This window comes from Rahnella sp. RcJ3 (genome assembly GCF_009498575.1).
GTDB lineage: Bacteria > Pseudomonadota > Gammaproteobacteria > Enterobacterales > Enterobacteriaceae > Rahnella > Rahnella aceris.
In genome coordinates, this window is the sequence record NZ_QSNX01000015.1 from 1 (window position 1) to 14,560 (window position 14,560).

At 50.3% G+C, this 14,560-nt stretch carries 17 protein-coding genes, 1 other RNA gene and 3 pseudogenes; 14 read left to right on the forward strand and 7 right to left on the reverse strand.

Going from position 1 to position 14,560, the window contains the following annotated elements; genetic code table 11:
* Window positions 1-85 precede the first annotated feature (85 nt).
* Entirely contained in the window at window positions 86-370 is a 285-nt protein-coding gene (locus tag DXU84_RS18420; RefSeq protein WP_013576737.1) for an RnfH family protein, read from the reverse strand.
* Window positions 363-797, reverse strand: a complete 435-nt coding sequence (locus tag DXU84_RS18425; RefSeq protein WP_013576738.1) for a type II toxin-antitoxin system RatA family toxin — start codon at window positions 795-797, stop codon at window positions 363-365. Before DXU84_RS18425 ends, DXU84_RS18420 begins: the two co-directional genes overlap by 8 nt.
* A gap of 156 nt (window positions 798-953) precedes the next feature.
* Here DXU84_RS18425 and smpB point away from each other — a divergent pair, with 156 nt between their 5' ends.
* From smpB to DXU84_RS18440, 3 genes are all read left to right on the forward strand, one after another.
* Window positions 954-1,436, forward strand: coding sequence for an SsrA-binding protein SmpB (gene smpB / locus DXU84_RS18430; RefSeq protein ID WP_013576739.1), 483 nt, complete (start codon window positions 954-956; stop codon window positions 1,434-1,436).
* A 49-nt stretch (window positions 1,437-1,485) separates the two neighbouring features.
* Window positions 1,486-1,849, forward strand: a transfer-messenger RNA (tmRNA) gene (gene ssrA / locus DXU84_RS18435).
* Between the two features lie 173 nt (window positions 1,850-2,022).
* Window positions 2,023-2,862 carry a hypothetical protein gene (locus tag DXU84_RS18440; protein WP_153376463.1) on the forward strand — a complete coding sequence of 280 codons (840 nt, stop codon included), beginning with the start codon at window positions 2,023-2,025 and terminating at the stop codon, window positions 2,860-2,862.
* A gap of 175 nt (window positions 2,863-3,037) precedes the next feature.
* On the opposite strand, the gene DXU84_RS18445 is transcribed toward DXU84_RS18440, so the two are convergent.
* From DXU84_RS18445 to DXU84_RS18465, 5 genes are all read right to left on the reverse strand, one after another.
* Complete coding sequence (locus DXU84_RS18445; protein ID WP_153376465.1) at window positions 3,038-3,421, reverse strand: DNA repair protein; 384 nt, start codon at window positions 3,419-3,421, stop codon at window positions 3,038-3,040.
* Between the two features lie 361 nt (window positions 3,422-3,782).
* Entirely contained in the window at window positions 3,783-5,336 is a 1,554-nt protein-coding gene (locus DXU84_RS25420; RefSeq protein WP_153376466.1) for a pyocin knob domain-containing S74 family peptidase, read from the reverse strand.
* A 161-nt stretch (window positions 5,337-5,497) separates the two neighbouring features.
* Complete coding sequence (locus DXU84_RS18455; protein ID WP_153376468.1) at window positions 5,498-5,734, reverse strand: cor protein; 237 nt, start codon at window positions 5,732-5,734, stop codon at window positions 5,498-5,500.
* 125 nt (window positions 5,735-5,859) lie between these two features.
* Window positions 5,860-6,534: a hypothetical protein gene (locus tag DXU84_RS18460; RefSeq protein ID WP_153376470.1), complete on the reverse strand. Its 675-nt coding sequence runs from the start codon at window positions 6,532-6,534 to the stop codon at window positions 5,860-5,862.
* Window position 6,535: 1 nt separating this feature from the next.
* Entirely contained in the window at window positions 6,536-6,694 is a 159-nt protein-coding gene (locus DXU84_RS18465; RefSeq protein WP_153376473.1) for a hypothetical protein, read from the reverse strand.
* A gap of 38 nt (window positions 6,695-6,732) precedes the next feature.
* Between DXU84_RS18465 and DXU84_RS18470 the strand changes: the two genes are divergently transcribed.
* From DXU84_RS18470 to DXU84_RS18515, 11 genes and pseudogenes are all read left to right on the forward strand, one after another.
* A complete protein-coding gene (locus tag DXU84_RS18470) occupies window positions 6,733-7,209 on the forward strand; it encodes a conserved phage C-terminal domain-containing protein (RefSeq protein WP_228389025.1) in 477 nt (158 codons plus the stop codon).
* Window positions 7,206-8,147, forward strand: a complete 942-nt coding sequence (locus tag DXU84_RS18475) for an MT-A70 family methyltransferase (RefSeq protein ID WP_153376475.1) — start codon at window positions 7,206-7,208, stop codon at window positions 8,145-8,147. The genes DXU84_RS18470 and DXU84_RS18475 overlap by 4 nt, the downstream gene beginning before the upstream one ends.
* Window positions 8,144-8,380 (forward strand): annotated as a pseudogene (locus tag DXU84_RS18480) (DNA cytosine methyltransferase); the annotation flags it as partial. The gene DXU84_RS18475 and the pseudogene DXU84_RS18480, both read left to right, overlap by 4 nt.
* Window positions 8,374-10,344 (forward strand): annotated as a pseudogene (locus DXU84_RS25185) (host specificity protein J); the annotation flags it as partial. The pseudogenes DXU84_RS18480 and DXU84_RS25185, both read left to right, overlap by 7 nt.
* A gap of 918 nt (window positions 10,345-11,262) precedes the next feature.
* Window positions 11,263-11,742 carry a DUF1983 domain-containing protein gene (locus DXU84_RS25190; RefSeq protein WP_370461815.1) on the forward strand — a complete coding sequence of 160 codons (480 nt, stop codon included), beginning with the start codon at window positions 11,263-11,265 and terminating at the stop codon, window positions 11,740-11,742.
* Between the two features lie 110 nt (window positions 11,743-11,852).
* Window positions 11,853-12,008, forward strand: a pseudogene (locus tag DXU84_RS18490) (tellurite/colicin resistance protein); the annotation flags it as partial.
* Entirely contained in the window at window positions 12,005-12,160 is a 156-nt protein-coding gene (locus DXU84_RS18495; protein WP_153376479.1) for a DUF3927 family protein, read from the forward strand. The pseudogene DXU84_RS18490 and the gene DXU84_RS18495, both read left to right, overlap by 4 nt.
* A gap of 69 nt (window positions 12,161-12,229) precedes the next feature.
* On the forward strand, window positions 12,230-12,601 hold the full coding sequence (locus tag DXU84_RS18500; protein WP_129952704.1) for a hypothetical protein: 372 nt from the start codon (window positions 12,230-12,232) through the stop codon (window positions 12,599-12,601).
* A gap of 35 nt (window positions 12,602-12,636) precedes the next feature.
* Complete coding sequence (locus DXU84_RS18505) at window positions 12,637-13,464, forward strand: YfdQ family protein (protein ID WP_153376481.1); 828 nt, start codon at window positions 12,637-12,639, stop codon at window positions 13,462-13,464.
* Window positions 13,465-13,594: 130 nt separating this feature from the next.
* Entirely contained in the window at window positions 13,595-14,086 is a 492-nt protein-coding gene (locus tag DXU84_RS18510) for a hypothetical protein (protein ID WP_013577811.1), read from the forward strand.
* A 1-nt stretch (window position 14,087) separates the two neighbouring features.
* Window positions 14,088-14,384 carry a DUF4406 domain-containing protein gene (locus DXU84_RS18515; protein ID WP_153376483.1) on the forward strand — a complete coding sequence of 99 codons (297 nt, stop codon included), beginning with the start codon at window positions 14,088-14,090 and terminating at the stop codon, window positions 14,382-14,384.
* Window positions 14,385-14,560 lie beyond the last annotated feature (176 nt).

Consider the following 14,560-nt stretch of genomic DNA (forward strand, 5'->3'; position numbering starts at 1 on the left):
GAGGGAAGTGAGAGAAAAAAGGTCGAAATATCCCTTAAAAAACAATGCCGGTCACCTTAAGTGACCGGCATTAGCCTGAGGCGCCTTATTTTTTAGAACGTTCGGCGCGTATACGCCGTAACTCTTTCGGATCTGCAATCAGGGGCCGGTAGATTTCAATGCGATCACCGTCGCTGACCACGTCGGCAAGCTTCACCGGCCGGCTATAGATACCTAATTTATTCTGTTTTAAATCGATATCCTGACGCAACTCAAGTAAACCGGAAGCCTTCACTGCCTGTTCGACACTGCTCCCCTCCGCCAGTTTTACCGTTCGCAGATACTGACGTTCCGGCAACGCGTAGACCACTTCAACGCGGATCTCAGACACTGTAGACCTCTTTCGCGCGTAGAGTGAATGCCTGAACCATGCTGCCAGCAAGTTCTTTGAAGATTTTACCGAATGCTAATTCAATCAATTTATTTGTAAATTCAAAATCAAGACTGAGCTGAACTTTACAGGCATCCGGGCTAAGTTCGATGAAATCCCATCCTCCGGTCAGCTTACGGAACGGACCATCCACCAGTTGCATATCAATGCGTTTGTTGCTGATTAACGTATTTTTGGTGGTAAAAGTTTTACTGATGCCCGCTTTGGAAACATCAACCGCTGCGGTCATCGACGTATCGCTGTTTTCCAGGATACGGCTGCCGGTACAACCAGGCAGAAATTGCGGGTAGGCGTCGACATCATTCACTAAGGTGTACATCTGCTCCACGCTGAACGGCACAAGCGCAGAACGACTTATCTGTGGCATATCATTTTCCAGGTGTCATAAAACGTACAGATAATACCATTTATCCGCGCGGTAATAAAAACAACGAAGCACAGGCTGCCACAAACAGGAAAAACTCCCGACTCTCACTGCGTGGGGATTTCAATCGGCATCGCTTACAGTATAATAAGTATCACTATGACAAAGAAAAAAGCACATAAACCCGGTTCCGCGACTATCGCGATGAACAAACGCGCTCGCCACGAATATATCATCGAAGATGAATTTGAGGCGGGGCTTGCTTTGCAGGGATGGGAAGTCAAATCGATGCGCGCTGGTAAAGCAAACATCACTGACAGCTACGTCACATTCCGCGACGGTGAAGCCTTTTTGTTTGGCGCAACCATTCAACCTCTTAACGTGGCGTCCACTCATATTGTGTGTGACCCGACCCGTACAAGAAAATTACTGCTCAACAAGCGTGAGTTAGAAACGCTGTTCGGTAAAGTCAGTCGCGATGGTTACACCGTCGTCGCGCTTTCCATGTACTGGAAAAATGCCTGGTCGAAAGTGAAGATCGGTCTGGCTAAAGGTAAGAAAGAGCACGACAAGCGCGATGACATTAAAGATCGTGAATGGAAAGTAGACAAAGCACGTATCATGAAGCACGCAAATCGCTAAGCCTCTGGCTTAGCTTGGTGTTTTGCTGGTATACTACGAAATAGTACTTGGGGCTGATTCTGGATTCGACAGGATTTGCGAAGCCCAAGGAGCATGCCGAGGGGCGGTTGGCCTCGTAAAAAGCCGCAAAAAAATAGTCGCAAACGACGAAAACTACGCCCTAGCAGCTTAATACCCTGCTTAGAGCCCTCTCTCCCTAGCCTCCGCTCTTAGGACGGGGATCAAGAGAGGTCAAACCCAAAAGAGATCGCGTGGACACCTTGCCTGGGGTGAAAGCGTTAAACCCAATCAGGATAGTTTGTTAGTGGCGTGTCCATCCGCAGCTAACCGGCGAATGTAAAGATTGGACTAAGCATGTAGTGCCGACGGTGTAGTAATTCTGGACGGGGGTTCAAATCCCCCCAGCTCCACCAATTTAGATAGGACAGTGACAGGACAAGCTCTTAGAAACCAGCAACATATGAGCATAGTTAGGACTCAGCACTGACACCATCAAGACAGAAAAGGATACGTAAAAGATACGCGGATCCTGTACGAAAACTTTAAAACCCGCTTTTTGCGGGTTTTTTTTTGTCGAGGAAATCACATGGCGTCGGCTATTCAGCAGTTGATAAAGGATAGAAAGGAAAGCATTGAAATCATTAACAAAGCTTTTGCGAACAAATTGCAATGCTATGTTATCCATTATTCGTGTGAATCTTTCTACAATCAGGCCAGTGGCAATTCTACGCGTATAACTTCCATAGCTCTTCGTAACCTTGGAAATGCTCAGACACACCATTGGGCTTTAAACAGGTCTGCAGAGTTACTGAAGCTAGATGTTAACGATCCTGTAAATTTGGATGCCTTGGAGATTCATCTACTTACTAACTATTTTGATTTTATCAAGCAAAACAGCAACCTTACATACTTGCACTGGAACATGCGCGATAATAACTACGGCTTCCAGGCTTTGCAGCATCGTTACGCCGTTTTAGGTGGAATCCCGTTTATACTTCAAGATGATCATAAAGTTGATTTAGCGAGACTAGTTGTATCCATATACGGCCGAAACTATATCGGGCATATGGCAAAAAATGGCAGAAAGGGACGAATGTTAGCTCTTGTCGAGAAAAATAACATCGCGGACAAAGATGTTATGACGGGAGAGGAAGAAGCTGCCGCTTATACACAATCTAAGTACCGTGAGTTAGAGATGTCGACGATGCGTAAAGTTGATATCTTATGCAACATTGCTGAACGAGTTAATGATAAGTCACTAAAAACAAACAACAAATGGTATAAATTCAGAAGTTACCATCCATTATGGATTTTATCTTCTGTGAAAGAACATTGGTTGCTCACGCTTATGAGCATCCTTGTAATTGTCATTGGTTGTTATCTGAAAACAAGTGATTTGATCTCCCATTTTACTGCTTCTAATTGATTGAGTTTGGCTGAGTCGGCTCAATATTCATATTCGGTACTGAGCCTCTTTTTCAAACAATGCACATCAATGCACATGCGTTACTTTTCAGTGACTTAGAAAAATTGATTTACTGCTACTGCTCACCACAATGCACCTCCGTGAAATATCTATGTCCCATTGGTGCCCATGCATTTCAGATGCACGGTGTATCATCAAACACCTGGTTACCAGCATCATTGATAATGAACGTCACCACACCTTCAACAACAATCCCGTCATCTAAAAATTCATCACCGAAAGCAATGAAGTCATCTTTATCGATCAGCGACTCCAGCCCGCTCCGGACAATTGTCACCAGCCTGTAAACCTCATGCTTACCATCGATCTGGATAAGCAGTATGTGGCCGTCTACGGGTTTTATTGCACTATCAACAAGCAGCATTGTTCCTGAATTTATGTGCTCACCGTGGTAATGCTCAGCTGTAAATATGCGCACAGATGGACCACCGAAGGAGCACACCTTATTCAGGTCAATGCGAGACTCGACGTAATCACTCGCTGGACTTGGAAATCCCATACTCCCCTCCTCACATCACATAACCCATGTTCATCATGAAAAAACACTTATCGTCGCCGTGGTGATCCGAGTAATCACGAAAGCACGTTTGATAGCGCACTATCCAGTCGTTCGCCTCCTGCTTTGACCAGAAGTGATTGACCTTTGCCAGTTCCTGAACGAAACGAACCGTGGTGACTACATTCCCTCTCTTCGGAACTCGCGTAATACTGTTGCGAAAAGCGACATTGATGTCTGAATTTCTTGCCATATAGACCTCACGAAACACTGTTCATGCATACAGTATAATCATAAGGTTTTTTGATTGTGAAGTAAGGAAACGGGTGAATGTTTTATGCCGCTGATCGACAAGGAAAGATAGTTATGAGGCCGGTTCGCCGTTGATCCCGAGATTTGTTTCGACCGCTTTCAAACGCTTCAACAAAACCGCGATAAGTTCTGCCTGGTCTTCATTGCGTTTCTTTAATGCTTTAATAGCGGCACCAGAATATGCAGCTGATACCCCTAATGTGTTGAGCGATAATGTATCCTCTTTTGCGAAGAGCTCCCCTTCCTCGTCGATATAAAGCTGCGGGTTTTTAGTCAATGTGACTGCATCAGGACAATCTTTCTGGACGTCCTGCGCAATGAAACCAAAACCTTTAGCGCCCTTTGTTACCGAAATTACTTTTCCGGCTTCGTCGTATTCGCTCGGGACATCGCAGTAATCCCATGAGCAAGTCCGCCACGAGGTGAGAACTGACAGTGCTTTCTCAGGGTCTATCTCCTGCAAATTGTGCTTAACGTCAATGTCAGATACCGCCTGCCATCCTCCGGAGGATTGGCCTACCCCTGCATTGTTCATCGTGAAATCTGCAATAACGGCGGTGTTAGTGTTATTCACAATACGGAAACGGAAGCCGCCATCTCCGAGGCCCCGGTTATTAACAATGTCAGTCCCGCCCGATATGCCTGTTCCGTTCCATCCTACACACGAACCTTGAATGGCTGGGTTGCTTATTCCTTGAGTGTAAAACCCCGCAGGCCCCGCTGTAACTTGCGCTCCCACAGTTAAGTTTCCTGTCACCGATGCGTTACCTGTAAATGCTGGTGATGCTTTGGGCGCGAAGGGAGCCGCTGCGACAGTAGCTGCGCCGGTACCGCCATTTGCCACAGGAATGATGCTCTTGCCTGTGAAAATGGGCCACCAGTCGGACCAGTTAGGCGTCGCAGGAGTAAAATTACCCGTGAGGCCACGAACAAAAGCCTCACCCTGAAACGTGATATACATCTGCTGGCAACCATACGCAGATTTGGTCACGAATAATGTCCCGGCTTTCCCAATTGGATAGCCGTTCGCAATTATCGCGTTAGCATTGGCCGTCTGGTAATAAATATTAAAATCTGTGGTATTCCCGAGATTATTGGGGAAAATTGTCGATCCTAAATTCCCACCGTCTGCATACGCTTTCGCTATATCTGATGTCAGCTTGGAGAAGCTGGAAATGTTAACAACGGTATTATCCGGCGCGACAATAGCGATTGTGCCAGTACCGGTCATGATCTGCTGCCAGCCATCCATCTGGGACTGGTAGTAACCCAGCTGAGCTGCCAGGCGCTTGGAAAAGTCAGGCACGGAGTCCGTATAGAAGCTCATCACCGCATAAGCAGCGCCAGCCGCTACGGTTCCGGCAGATGTAGTTAGCGTCAGGTGGGTGGCATCTTCGACGCTGGCAATCTCATAGATTTTAACGGTACCTGATGCCGGAAGCAGAAAGGCTTGCCCCGGTCCGATGCCGAACTTGGCATCCAAAAAGTTTGTACCGGTGCCGGTAACCTTTGTTGCCGCTACTGCAACCGTGCCTGTTTTATACCAAGCCATTTTTACGTTACTCCAGATAATAAAAAACCCGCCGAAGCGGGTAATGCTGGTCACTTAAGGAAATGAGGCCCGTGAATTTGGGCCTTCGATGAAGAAAAATAGCGCTATAAGCCTGATTCCTTCATTATCCTTTGAAGCACAAAAATGAATTTGTATTCATAAAAATGCTTAAGTGACTGGCATTAGCCGAAGCGGGTCTGTTTAGGTTGGGTAATTTATTTTTCACACGTCGTCGATGTGAAGTTTGATCTGCTGACCCAGCGCCAGCCAAAAGGGTCTCCGGCTTTATATTGGGTCTGACTGGCTACCTTACGGACGCCATAAATTTGCACGGACGTTTCCTGTCCACCGATGAGCGCGGTACCGCTACAAACGGGTTGCTGCTTCTCAAGCACGCCTGAACATCCCGTAAGCACTCCCGCCAGTGCAATCACCAATAAAATCTTTGTCATTTTTATGTCCCTTCGATACTGGATATCGGGACGATAACAACGATGTTTGGAGAGGGATAATTGGTTAAACAGATCAATTACGTGAAATTGATCGTTCAAAACGATCGTTGAATTCAATCCATTGATTAATAAGAAGATACATCTATCACGTATATCAGATCGTTAGAATTCGCATACCCCACATTTTCAAGCTGATCACCGCCCGGGCTGGTTGTTTGAGAAGACGAAACGCGGGTGGTTGCTCCGTTGAAATAAGCATACGTCTGGATCGGAGACTGAAAGGGTCTGGTTGCTCCTCCAGAATGAATAACGCCGACCATGAGGCCCGTCATCTGCGGCATTACCGCGTAGTTACCGCCGAGCGTAGTATCAATGTTATATCCAAGATCAGCAGGGTTACCCGGCGTCCCAACTGCAACGGGCGGATTCATCACTTTGGTTTCATTGGTCAGTATGCACTGGCCCTGCGCGTTATTGATCGCTATTCCCCACGCTGGCTTCGGCTGAGGGATGACGATGCCAAATATATAGACGGTAACATTCCCAACACCTCCGCCGGCCAATGTTCCTACCGTAAGCGTGTACGCTCCACCGTTATTATCCAGCCGTCCATATACGCCGGTTACGTCAGATTTAAAGGCGACAACAAAGGGGCTAGATACTGATACGGCTAAGTTAATCACGCCGCCGCTTCCGCCAAAGTTGTACACATTCTTTGAAACCAGACTCATCGGCGTCGTATCTGGCGTAGAGAACGGTATCCCGAACTCATCGACCAACATTGCCCCATAATTAGCCATGTTATTGCTTCACTAAGTAGACGATCAGCCAGCCTTCTGCCGCCGTGAACGTCCCGGTTGAATAATCGGATCCGGCGTTTGAGAGGGACACGCCGGTCGTCGTCGTGGTGATTTTTCGCCGGGCCGATGAAAGCGCAGCCCCCATGACCGGAGACTGCATCACGGCCACCTTATAACCAGAGGGCACAGCATACGACCATGCCCCTGACACGGTATCAGCCCGCTAACAGCTCACTGGAAAACATGCGTGCCCGTCTCCGTGAAGGCCACACGCTGGAAGAACTGCAACTGGTTATCGAATACAAGCAGGTTCACTGGGGCGACTCTCCAAAAATGGCTGAATATCTGCGCCCGGCAACTCTGTTCCAGCCAGCCAAGTTTGAAGGCTACCTGCTCAGCGCGACCAAATGGGCGAAGAGCGGGCGTCCGGTATGTGTGAACGGAAAATGGACCGCTGAAGGTGGAGTAGAAGTTGATACGGCTGAGCGGGATGCGGCATACCGCCGGTTCATCAGCGGCGTTGCGGCGACTAAAGCACCGAGTGCATTGGAAAAAATGGTGTGTACAGAGGCCAGCAAAGCCAGCGTTCGCAGCATGCGCGCAGATTTCGCCATTACGACGTGGGCCAAGATTTGGAAAGAGTGCGCCCAGCGCCAGCAGGGAGTGAAAGCATGAGCTATCAACTGATTTATGCAGATCCGGCCTGGCAGTATTCCAACAAAGTAAGCAATGGCGCAGCGGGTGACCATTACAGCACTATGCCAACCGAAGAAATGAAGCGCCTGCCGGTTTGGTCAATTGCTGATGAAAACGCGATTCTTGCGATGTGGTACACCGGAAACTTCGCCTCAGAAGCGGTTGAGCTGGCGCAGGCCTGGGGCTTCAAGGTCAAAACCATGAAAGCTTTTACTTGGGTCAAGCTCTACGAGCAGGCGCGCGGACGTATAGAAAGGGCGCTGGCAGATCAGACCATGCTCGATTTTGAAGATTTTCTTGATGCGCTGAGCACCGAAACGGTGATGAACGGCGGCAATTACACCCGTGGCAATAGCGAAGATGTTCTGATCGCCACACGCGGCGCCGGGCTTGAACGCCTCAGCGCCAGCGTTAAGCAGGTCGTTTACAGCTGCCGTGGCGAACATAGCGAAAAGCCTGCCGAAGTTCGCTTCCGTCTTGAAGAGCTTTACGGTCAGGTTTCCCGCATCGAGCTTTTCAGTCGCGGTGAAGCTGCTGGCTGGCATCACTGGGGCAATGAAACCCCGTTCAACGATATCGAGCTGGTACCAGCGACCTTTACCACGATTCCGCCAGCGCGCAATTCTCGCGTGAAGGTTTTGGCAGGTCATTATCTGGCTGTTCCGGCTGGCGCGTTACAACATATCCAACAGCAAAATATTCCAGAAATTATTCCGGTACCGGAAACCAACAACCGCGTATGGCCAGCCGAAGTGAATCATCTCTTTGACCAGGTCGCCGAGTCTTCAAATCTCGACGCGCATTTGCAGAACAAACTTCGTCACCACATCAACCGCCTGAAAATGGACGGAATGCCGGTCGACCAGATCATTGATACCGCCGGCACACTTGCCCGCAAAATGGGAGCAACAGCGTGAAAGAAATCATCGTAGACAATTTTGCAGGCGGCGGCGGTGCGAGTACCGGTATTGAAATGGCAACGGGTCGCAGCGTGGATATCGCGATCAATCATGACGAGAACGCCATTGCTATGCACAGCACCAATCACCCTGAAACTCTTCACTATTGCGAATCAGTGTTTGATGTTGACCCTATCGCGGCAACCGCTGGGCGTCCTGTCGGTCTGGCATGGTTCAGCCCGGATTGCCGTCCGCCACCACTGGCTGGGCTATTCGCGTCCGGCGTATCACCGCTGATTCGACCTCTACCAAACTGATTAACGCCTTCAAGGTATTTTCCTTTGCCGAAGTGATCGACAGCAAGCTGCGCTATCCGAACACGGCGCTGCTTTATATCGAGCTCGACTCCAGCCAGTTTAACGGGAGCGTGCCAAAAACCACCTGCAAGCCTAAGGGCAAACTGATCCGGGTGCCTTCAACCTATAACCCGGATACAAGAACGTACAGCGGGACCTGGGCAGGGGATTTTAAAATTGCCTACAGTAACAACCCTGCGTGGATTTTTTACGACCTGGTGCTCGATGAGATTTATGGCATGGGCGGCCGGGTTGACGCGACCATGATCGATAAATGGGAGCTTTACAGCATTGCGCAGTATTGCGACGAACCGGTTTCCAACGGGGTCGGAGGTACCGAGCCGCGTTTTACTTGTAACGTTTTCATCCAGAGCCAGCAGGATGCTTACACGGTACTCCGGGATCTGGCGGCTGTCTTTCGTGGCATTACCTTCTGGGGTAATGATCAGATATTCGTGCGGGCCGATGTGCCGCAGGATGACGTAGATTTTACTTATCACAGCGCGAACGTAGTCGACGGCCTTTTTACCTACGCTGGCGGCTCCTATAAAAACCGGTTTTCCTCCTGTCTGGTCAGTTGGTCTGATCCGGGAAATCACTTTTCTGACACCCCTGAAAGCGTCTATGAGCCTGATCTGGTTGAGCGATACAACTGGAATGAAACCCAACTTATGGCAATTGGTTGCACGTCGCAGAGTGAGGCACACCGCCGCGGGCGTTGGGTGCTCTTATCCAATGCCAAAGACGGCACGGTTTCTTTTGGTGTCGGTCTCGATGGCTATATCCCGATGCCGGCGGAGATCATTGGCATTGCTGACCCTTTCAGGGCAGGGAAAGCCAACGGCGGCCGCATCAGTGCGGTGAACGGCAGAAATGTCACCCTTGACCGTGTCGCAGATTACGGCATCGGCGATCGTCTTGTGGTGAATCTGCCAGACGGAACCGCGCAGACACGGACAATCAGTGCCGTGAGCGCCGATAAGAAAACGTACACCGTGGCCATGGCATATCGCATGACACCGGTCGCTGGCGCAGTGTGGGCCATCGACAGCGATAACCTGGCTATTCAGTATTATCGCATCACCTCAATTTCCTCTAATGATGACGGTACCTTTACGGTGGCCGGCGTACAGCATGACCCGAATAAGTACCGGTACATCGATGACGGCGTGAAAGTAGATGCAGCACCGATTACTGTCACGCCAACCAACGTGATGAAAGCACCGGCCAATATCCTGATCACCGAAGTTGACCACATTGCGCAGGGCCTCACGGTGGCATCGCTTCAGGCATCCTGGAATAAAGTGGAGGGTGCGATAAATTACACTGCGCAATGGCGTAAAGACAACGGCGACTGGGTAAACGTTGGCAAGACCAGCGCGCAGGGTTTTACCATTCAGGGGATATATGCCGGTGTTTACGACGTCCGCGTCCGTGCGATTAATGCGGTCGATGTGTCATCACCATGGGGGTATGCAGAATCAACCACGCTGAATGGCAAGGTGGGTAAGCCGGGGATGCCGACCAACCTGCTCGCCAGCGATAATATCGTATGGAATATCAACGTAACCTGGGCGTTCCCCGCGGGCAGTGGCGACACGGCTTACACAGAGTTGCAACAGTCAACCACTGACGACCATCAAAACCCGACTTTACTGGTCACCGTCCCTTACCCCGGAGCCTCCTATCAACATGGTCCGATGCCAGCAGGTGTGCGCCGCTGGTACCGCGCCCGACTGGTTGACAGAATTGGCAATGTTGGTGACTGGACCGATTTTGTCATGGGAACCTCATCGGTCGATGTTTCTGAAATTCTCGGTGATATTGCTGAAGAAGTCCTTAATTCTGACTTGGGTAAGCAACTAGTCGCAAGAGTTGACTCAGTTGAAGAATCGGTTAGTGAACTGAATGACTCTGTTGCCGCCGCCGAGAAATCTATCACAGATACCAACGACCATATCAACCAGGTAAATACTGACCTGCAGGGAAAGGTCGATGCCATAACCGACGGTAGCACTTCTTCAATCGCTCAGGTTGTATCTCAGGTCACCATCCTTCAGCAGAATGATGTTAATCAGGCCCAGCAGATCACTGCGGTAACCACCACTGCGAACGGTAATAAAACGGCAATTGCCACCGAAACTACCGCACGCGCAACGGCTGATACTGCGCTGGGCGCCCGGATCGATATAACGAATGCTCAGGTCGGTGAGAATAAAACTGCTATCACGACGGAGACCACAGCCCGTGCAACAGCGGATACCGCGCTGGGTACTCGCATTGATAATCTGACAACAACTGTCGGAAACAATACGACTGCAATCACCAGTGAAACAACGGCGCGCGCAACAGCTGATACGGCGCTGGGTACCCGTATTGATAACCTGACAACTACTGTCGGCAATAACACTACGGCCATCACGTCTGAAGCAACGGCGCGATCCACTGCGGATACCGCACTGGGAACAAGGATTGATAGCGTCAAAACGACAACTGATGGGAATGCAGCATCTATCGGATCATTGCAAACAGCACAGACGACCACTGAACAGGCCCTGGCAAATCTTACCAGCGTAACAGAAGCCTCTTTTGACAGTTTCGCTATTGCCGCCATTGAGAACGCGCTCTCTAACGATAAAGACGCGGCCGGACAACGGGTAGCGTCCGGTTTAATTAGGGCAAGGGTAACCGCCACCGAGACAGCGCAGGCTAATGCAAATAGTGCTTTTGCGGAATATCAGCAAACTGTAGAAGCTCAATTCAACGAAACCAACGCTGTGGTTCAGACAACAGCGAGCGCGATGGCCGACCTTGAAGGCAATGTCTCAGCCCAGTACAGCATCAAATTGGGGGTAACCAGCAACGGCCAGTATTACGCAGCGGGTATGGGGATTGGGCTGGAGAACACACCTGAAGGCATGCAGTCTACGGTGGCCTTTCTGGCGAATAACTTTGTGGTGATGTCAGACGTCAACGGCACGCCGAAAGCATTCTTCGCTATCCGCAGCGGACAGACGTTCATTGATGAGGGCTTCATTCAGGACGGAACAATTACCAACGCCAAGATCGGCAACTTCATTCAGTCCACGAACTACGTGGCTAACGTCTCCGGCTGGAGGCTGGATAAAGGCGGCACCTTTGTTAACTACGGCACGGGGAGCGGCGGCAAGATGAAAACCACCAACACAACGATCAGCGTTGCTGATGGCAATGGCGTGCTGCGCGTGCAGATCGGGGAACTGACGGGGGTATTCTGATTGGCGAACTTTGGTATTCAAACGTGGAGTGCTTCGGGAACCCCCAATAACACGGGGCTGGTCAGGATCCTGATACTGGGCTCTATTTATCTTTCAAAAGACCAGGTGACCGTGAACTGTCTGATGTCGCTGGCACCTCTGATGCTGTAGATGTCCTGTGCCTGTGTCTGGACATCGCCGATCAGGACGGCATCGGCGAGGAAGAAGAAGTCACTCTGAAGAAAATCGCTCAGTCCCTGCAACTGTCTTTAGACCAGTACTTATGATCGGCAAACTCCGTCTGGTCGGTGCTGGCCTGATCTTGTTTCTGGTCGTCGCTGTGGACTTCACCAGCCGCATTATGTCAACCGTCGCCGATGGTTTTCTGGTTGTGGCTCTACTGGTGGTTATCTGGCCGGTGATTAGTAAGAAGTCCTGAGTTTTATAGTGCGGGTTTCGGCCCGCATCAATGGTTCACAAAGTGCATTGTGAAACTGAGGAAATGCAAATGGCTGAAAGTCGTATGACCAACGTCCCGGAGTTTCTCTCCGAACTGGACGCCGGTATTTTCGAAAACAAAATTGCCGCAGCGCTGAATACTGCCGCTCTGGGTGTTCTGAATAACGGCGGTAAAGGCAAAGTGACCATCGAGATTGATGTTTCCCGGATCAGTAATTCGATGGAAGAAAAACGCGTGATGCTGGCTCACAAATTGAAGTTCTCAGCTCCTACGCCTCGCGGGAAAACGTCTGAGGAAGACACCACCGAAACCCCAATGTATGTGGGCAAAGGCGGCAAGCTGACCATCATGCAGGAAGATCAGGGCCAGTTGTTCACCATCGGCGGCGATCCTGACGGCAAGCTCCGCGACGCGCGATAAACATCGTTTAACCTCTCCGATAAAAGGAAATTGTTATGTCTCAAGTTTTAGACGCATCAGCAATCAAAGAAGTCCGGGATATGTCCCTTTCTAATCTGCTGGAAGAACGCCTGTCTTCAGCTGACTGCCCTGCTGTTGCCTTGCCAGAATCAGTACGCATTCATTCGCTGGAAAACCTGCAGGATGGCCGGTTCCGGTTCCGCGGGAAAATGGAAACAGCCAGCATTCAGGATTTCTCCCGCTACTGCAAAGATTATGCAGGAGAAGGCGTCCGCAGCTTCATCAATGCTGACAACATGGCGGCGGTTACCGTGTTTAACCTCGGCACGCTGGCTGCACCAGGTCACGCAGATAACATCGCAGTTTTGAAACTGAAACGCACTGCGCCATTCCAGGCTTTGCTGAACATCAATGGCGATAAAAACTCACAGAAGGACCTGGCCGAGTGGCTCGAAGACTGGTCTGAATTCCTGATGGCTTTCACCGCTGACGGCGAAGTGCTGGACATCAAGAAAGCGATCGGCGGCGTCCGTAAAATCACCATCGAAGCATCCAGTTCTGCGGATCATGAAGACAGTGATTTCGGTGCCAAACGGTCAGTAATGGAAAGCGTGGAAGCGAAAAGCAAAGAAGTCATGCCAGCGGCTTTTGAATTTAAGTGCGTGCCGTATGAAGGTCTGGGTGATCGCCGCTTCCGCCTTCGCTACAGCGTCTTGACCGGCGGCAATGCTCCGGTGCTGGTTCTGCGTATTGTCCAGCTTGAAACCGAAGAAGAGCATATGGCGACCGAGTTCCGCGAACTGCTGGAAGCCAACTTCACCGACGTTGAAGTCGAAACATTCATCGGTGAGTTCAAAGCCTGATAGCGCGGCCTTAAATGCCCTGACCCACCGGGGCATTTAGTGAATCGTTATTACTGAAATTTAATTGCCATCACTGGCAAGGGATTCGCTCACGCCGAAATCTGGAAATTACTTATTTAGGAATGCAGCCATGAAACTTATTCAACCGGTCACACCAGAACGCAATGCCGATAACTTGGGATATTGGACTCACCCTGATTTCTTCGAACCGGCCAACGGTAACGAATACCCAGCGCCAGGCGAATTTGAAGCGTGGGCAAAAGCTCAGGGTGTCGAGGTTTATACCCTGTCACTTGATGCCGATCCAGCAGCTGACGATATTCAGGCCGCCTATGAAGTAGGCGAAGCTGATGTTTCTGCTTGGAACCCTACTCCGCCAATCGGTGAAGGCTGGTTCCTTGCCTCAATTCACGATACCGAGGACGGCCCTTATAGCGTTTGGTTCCGCCGCAATACTGAAGAACAAGCCGAAATTGCGCGCCTTAAAACCGACTTTTTGGAAAAGCACCAGGTGGCGATCACCGCCGCTTATGAATATTTCAAAGCCTGCCCTGTGGGTAATGAACGCACTATCGCACACCAGATTTATCAGGTACTGCGCACGGCTACGAGGGTGGGCTGAAATGAAAGTTTATATTGCCGGGCCAATGACAGGCCTGCCACATTTCAACCGCCCTGCTTTCAAACGGGCAGCTATAAACCTGTCATTTGAAAAGCATGTGCCACTGAATCCGGCGATCCTGCCGGATGGTCTGACGGAAGCTGATTACATGGCTATCGGTCTGACAATGCTGCAGCGCGCCGAAGCAATATACCTGCTGACCGGCTGGCAATTCAGCGCAGGCGCCAGAGCAGAACATGCGCTGGCCTTAAAGTTGGGTTTGGAAGTAATCGAACAGAGGGAAAGAAGCCATGACTGAGACAACCCGTTCACATTTCGTCAGGCGGTTTTGCGTGAAAAGAATGCTGAATCTGTGGTTTGTTCCGGTTGAGTTTGCGCCAGCAGTGCCACCGGGGGAGAAAATGCTCTGGTGGCGAGCTGGGAGATATTACGGCCGATTTCGGGTCAGTCAGTAAACCGGTGTGCAGCCGGATA

What these genes read in the sequence shown, in the direction of transcription:
- DXU84_RS18510 (WP_013577811.1), top strand. Translation starts at nt 13,595, where the DNA reads ATGAAACTTATTCAACCGGTCACACCAGAACGCAATGCCGATAACTTG.
- DXU84_RS18455 (WP_153376468.1), bottom strand. Translation starts at nt 5,734, where the DNA reads ATGACAAAGATTTTATTGGTGATTGCACTGGCGGGAGTGCTTACGGGA.
- DXU84_RS18500 (WP_129952704.1), top strand. Translation starts at nt 12,230, where the DNA reads ATGGCTGAAAGTCGTATGACCAACGTCCCGGAGTTTCTCTCCGAACTG.
- DXU84_RS18440 (WP_153376463.1), top strand. Translation starts at nt 2,023, where the DNA reads ATGGCGTCGGCTATTCAGCAGTTGATAAAGGATAGAAAGGAAAGCATT.
- DXU84_RS18445 (WP_153376465.1), bottom strand. Translation starts at nt 3,421, where the DNA reads ATGGGATTTCCAAGTCCAGCGAGTGATTACGTCGAGTCTCGCATTGAC.
- DXU84_RS18515 (WP_153376483.1), top strand. Translation starts at nt 14,088, where the DNA reads ATGAAAGTTTATATTGCCGGGCCAATGACAGGCCTGCCACATTTCAAC.
- DXU84_RS18425 (WP_013576738.1), bottom strand. Translation starts at nt 797, where the DNA reads ATGCCACAGATAAGTCGTTCTGCGCTTGTGCCGTTCAGCGTGGAGCAG.
- DXU84_RS18505 (WP_153376481.1), top strand. Translation starts at nt 12,637, where the DNA reads ATGTCTCAAGTTTTAGACGCATCAGCAATCAAAGAAGTCCGGGATATG.
- DXU84_RS18495 (WP_153376479.1), top strand. Translation starts at nt 12,005, where the DNA reads ATGATCGGCAAACTCCGTCTGGTCGGTGCTGGCCTGATCTTGTTTCTG.
- smpB (WP_013576739.1), top strand. Translation starts at nt 954, where the DNA reads ATGACAAAGAAAAAAGCACATAAACCCGGTTCCGCGACTATCGCGATG.
- DXU84_RS18460 (WP_153376470.1), bottom strand. Translation starts at nt 6,534, where the DNA reads ATGGCTAATTATGGGGCAATGTTGGTCGATGAGTTCGGGATACCGTTC.
- DXU84_RS18475 (WP_153376475.1), top strand. Translation starts at nt 7,206, where the DNA reads ATGAGCTATCAACTGATTTATGCAGATCCGGCCTGGCAGTATTCCAAC.
- DXU84_RS18465 (WP_153376473.1), bottom strand. Translation starts at nt 6,694, where the DNA reads ATGCAGTCTCCGGTCATGGGGGCTGCGCTTTCATCGGCCCGGCGAAAA.
- DXU84_RS18470 (WP_228389025.1), top strand. Translation starts at nt 6,733, where the DNA reads ATGCCCCTGACACGGTATCAGCCCGCTAACAGCTCACTGGAAAACATG.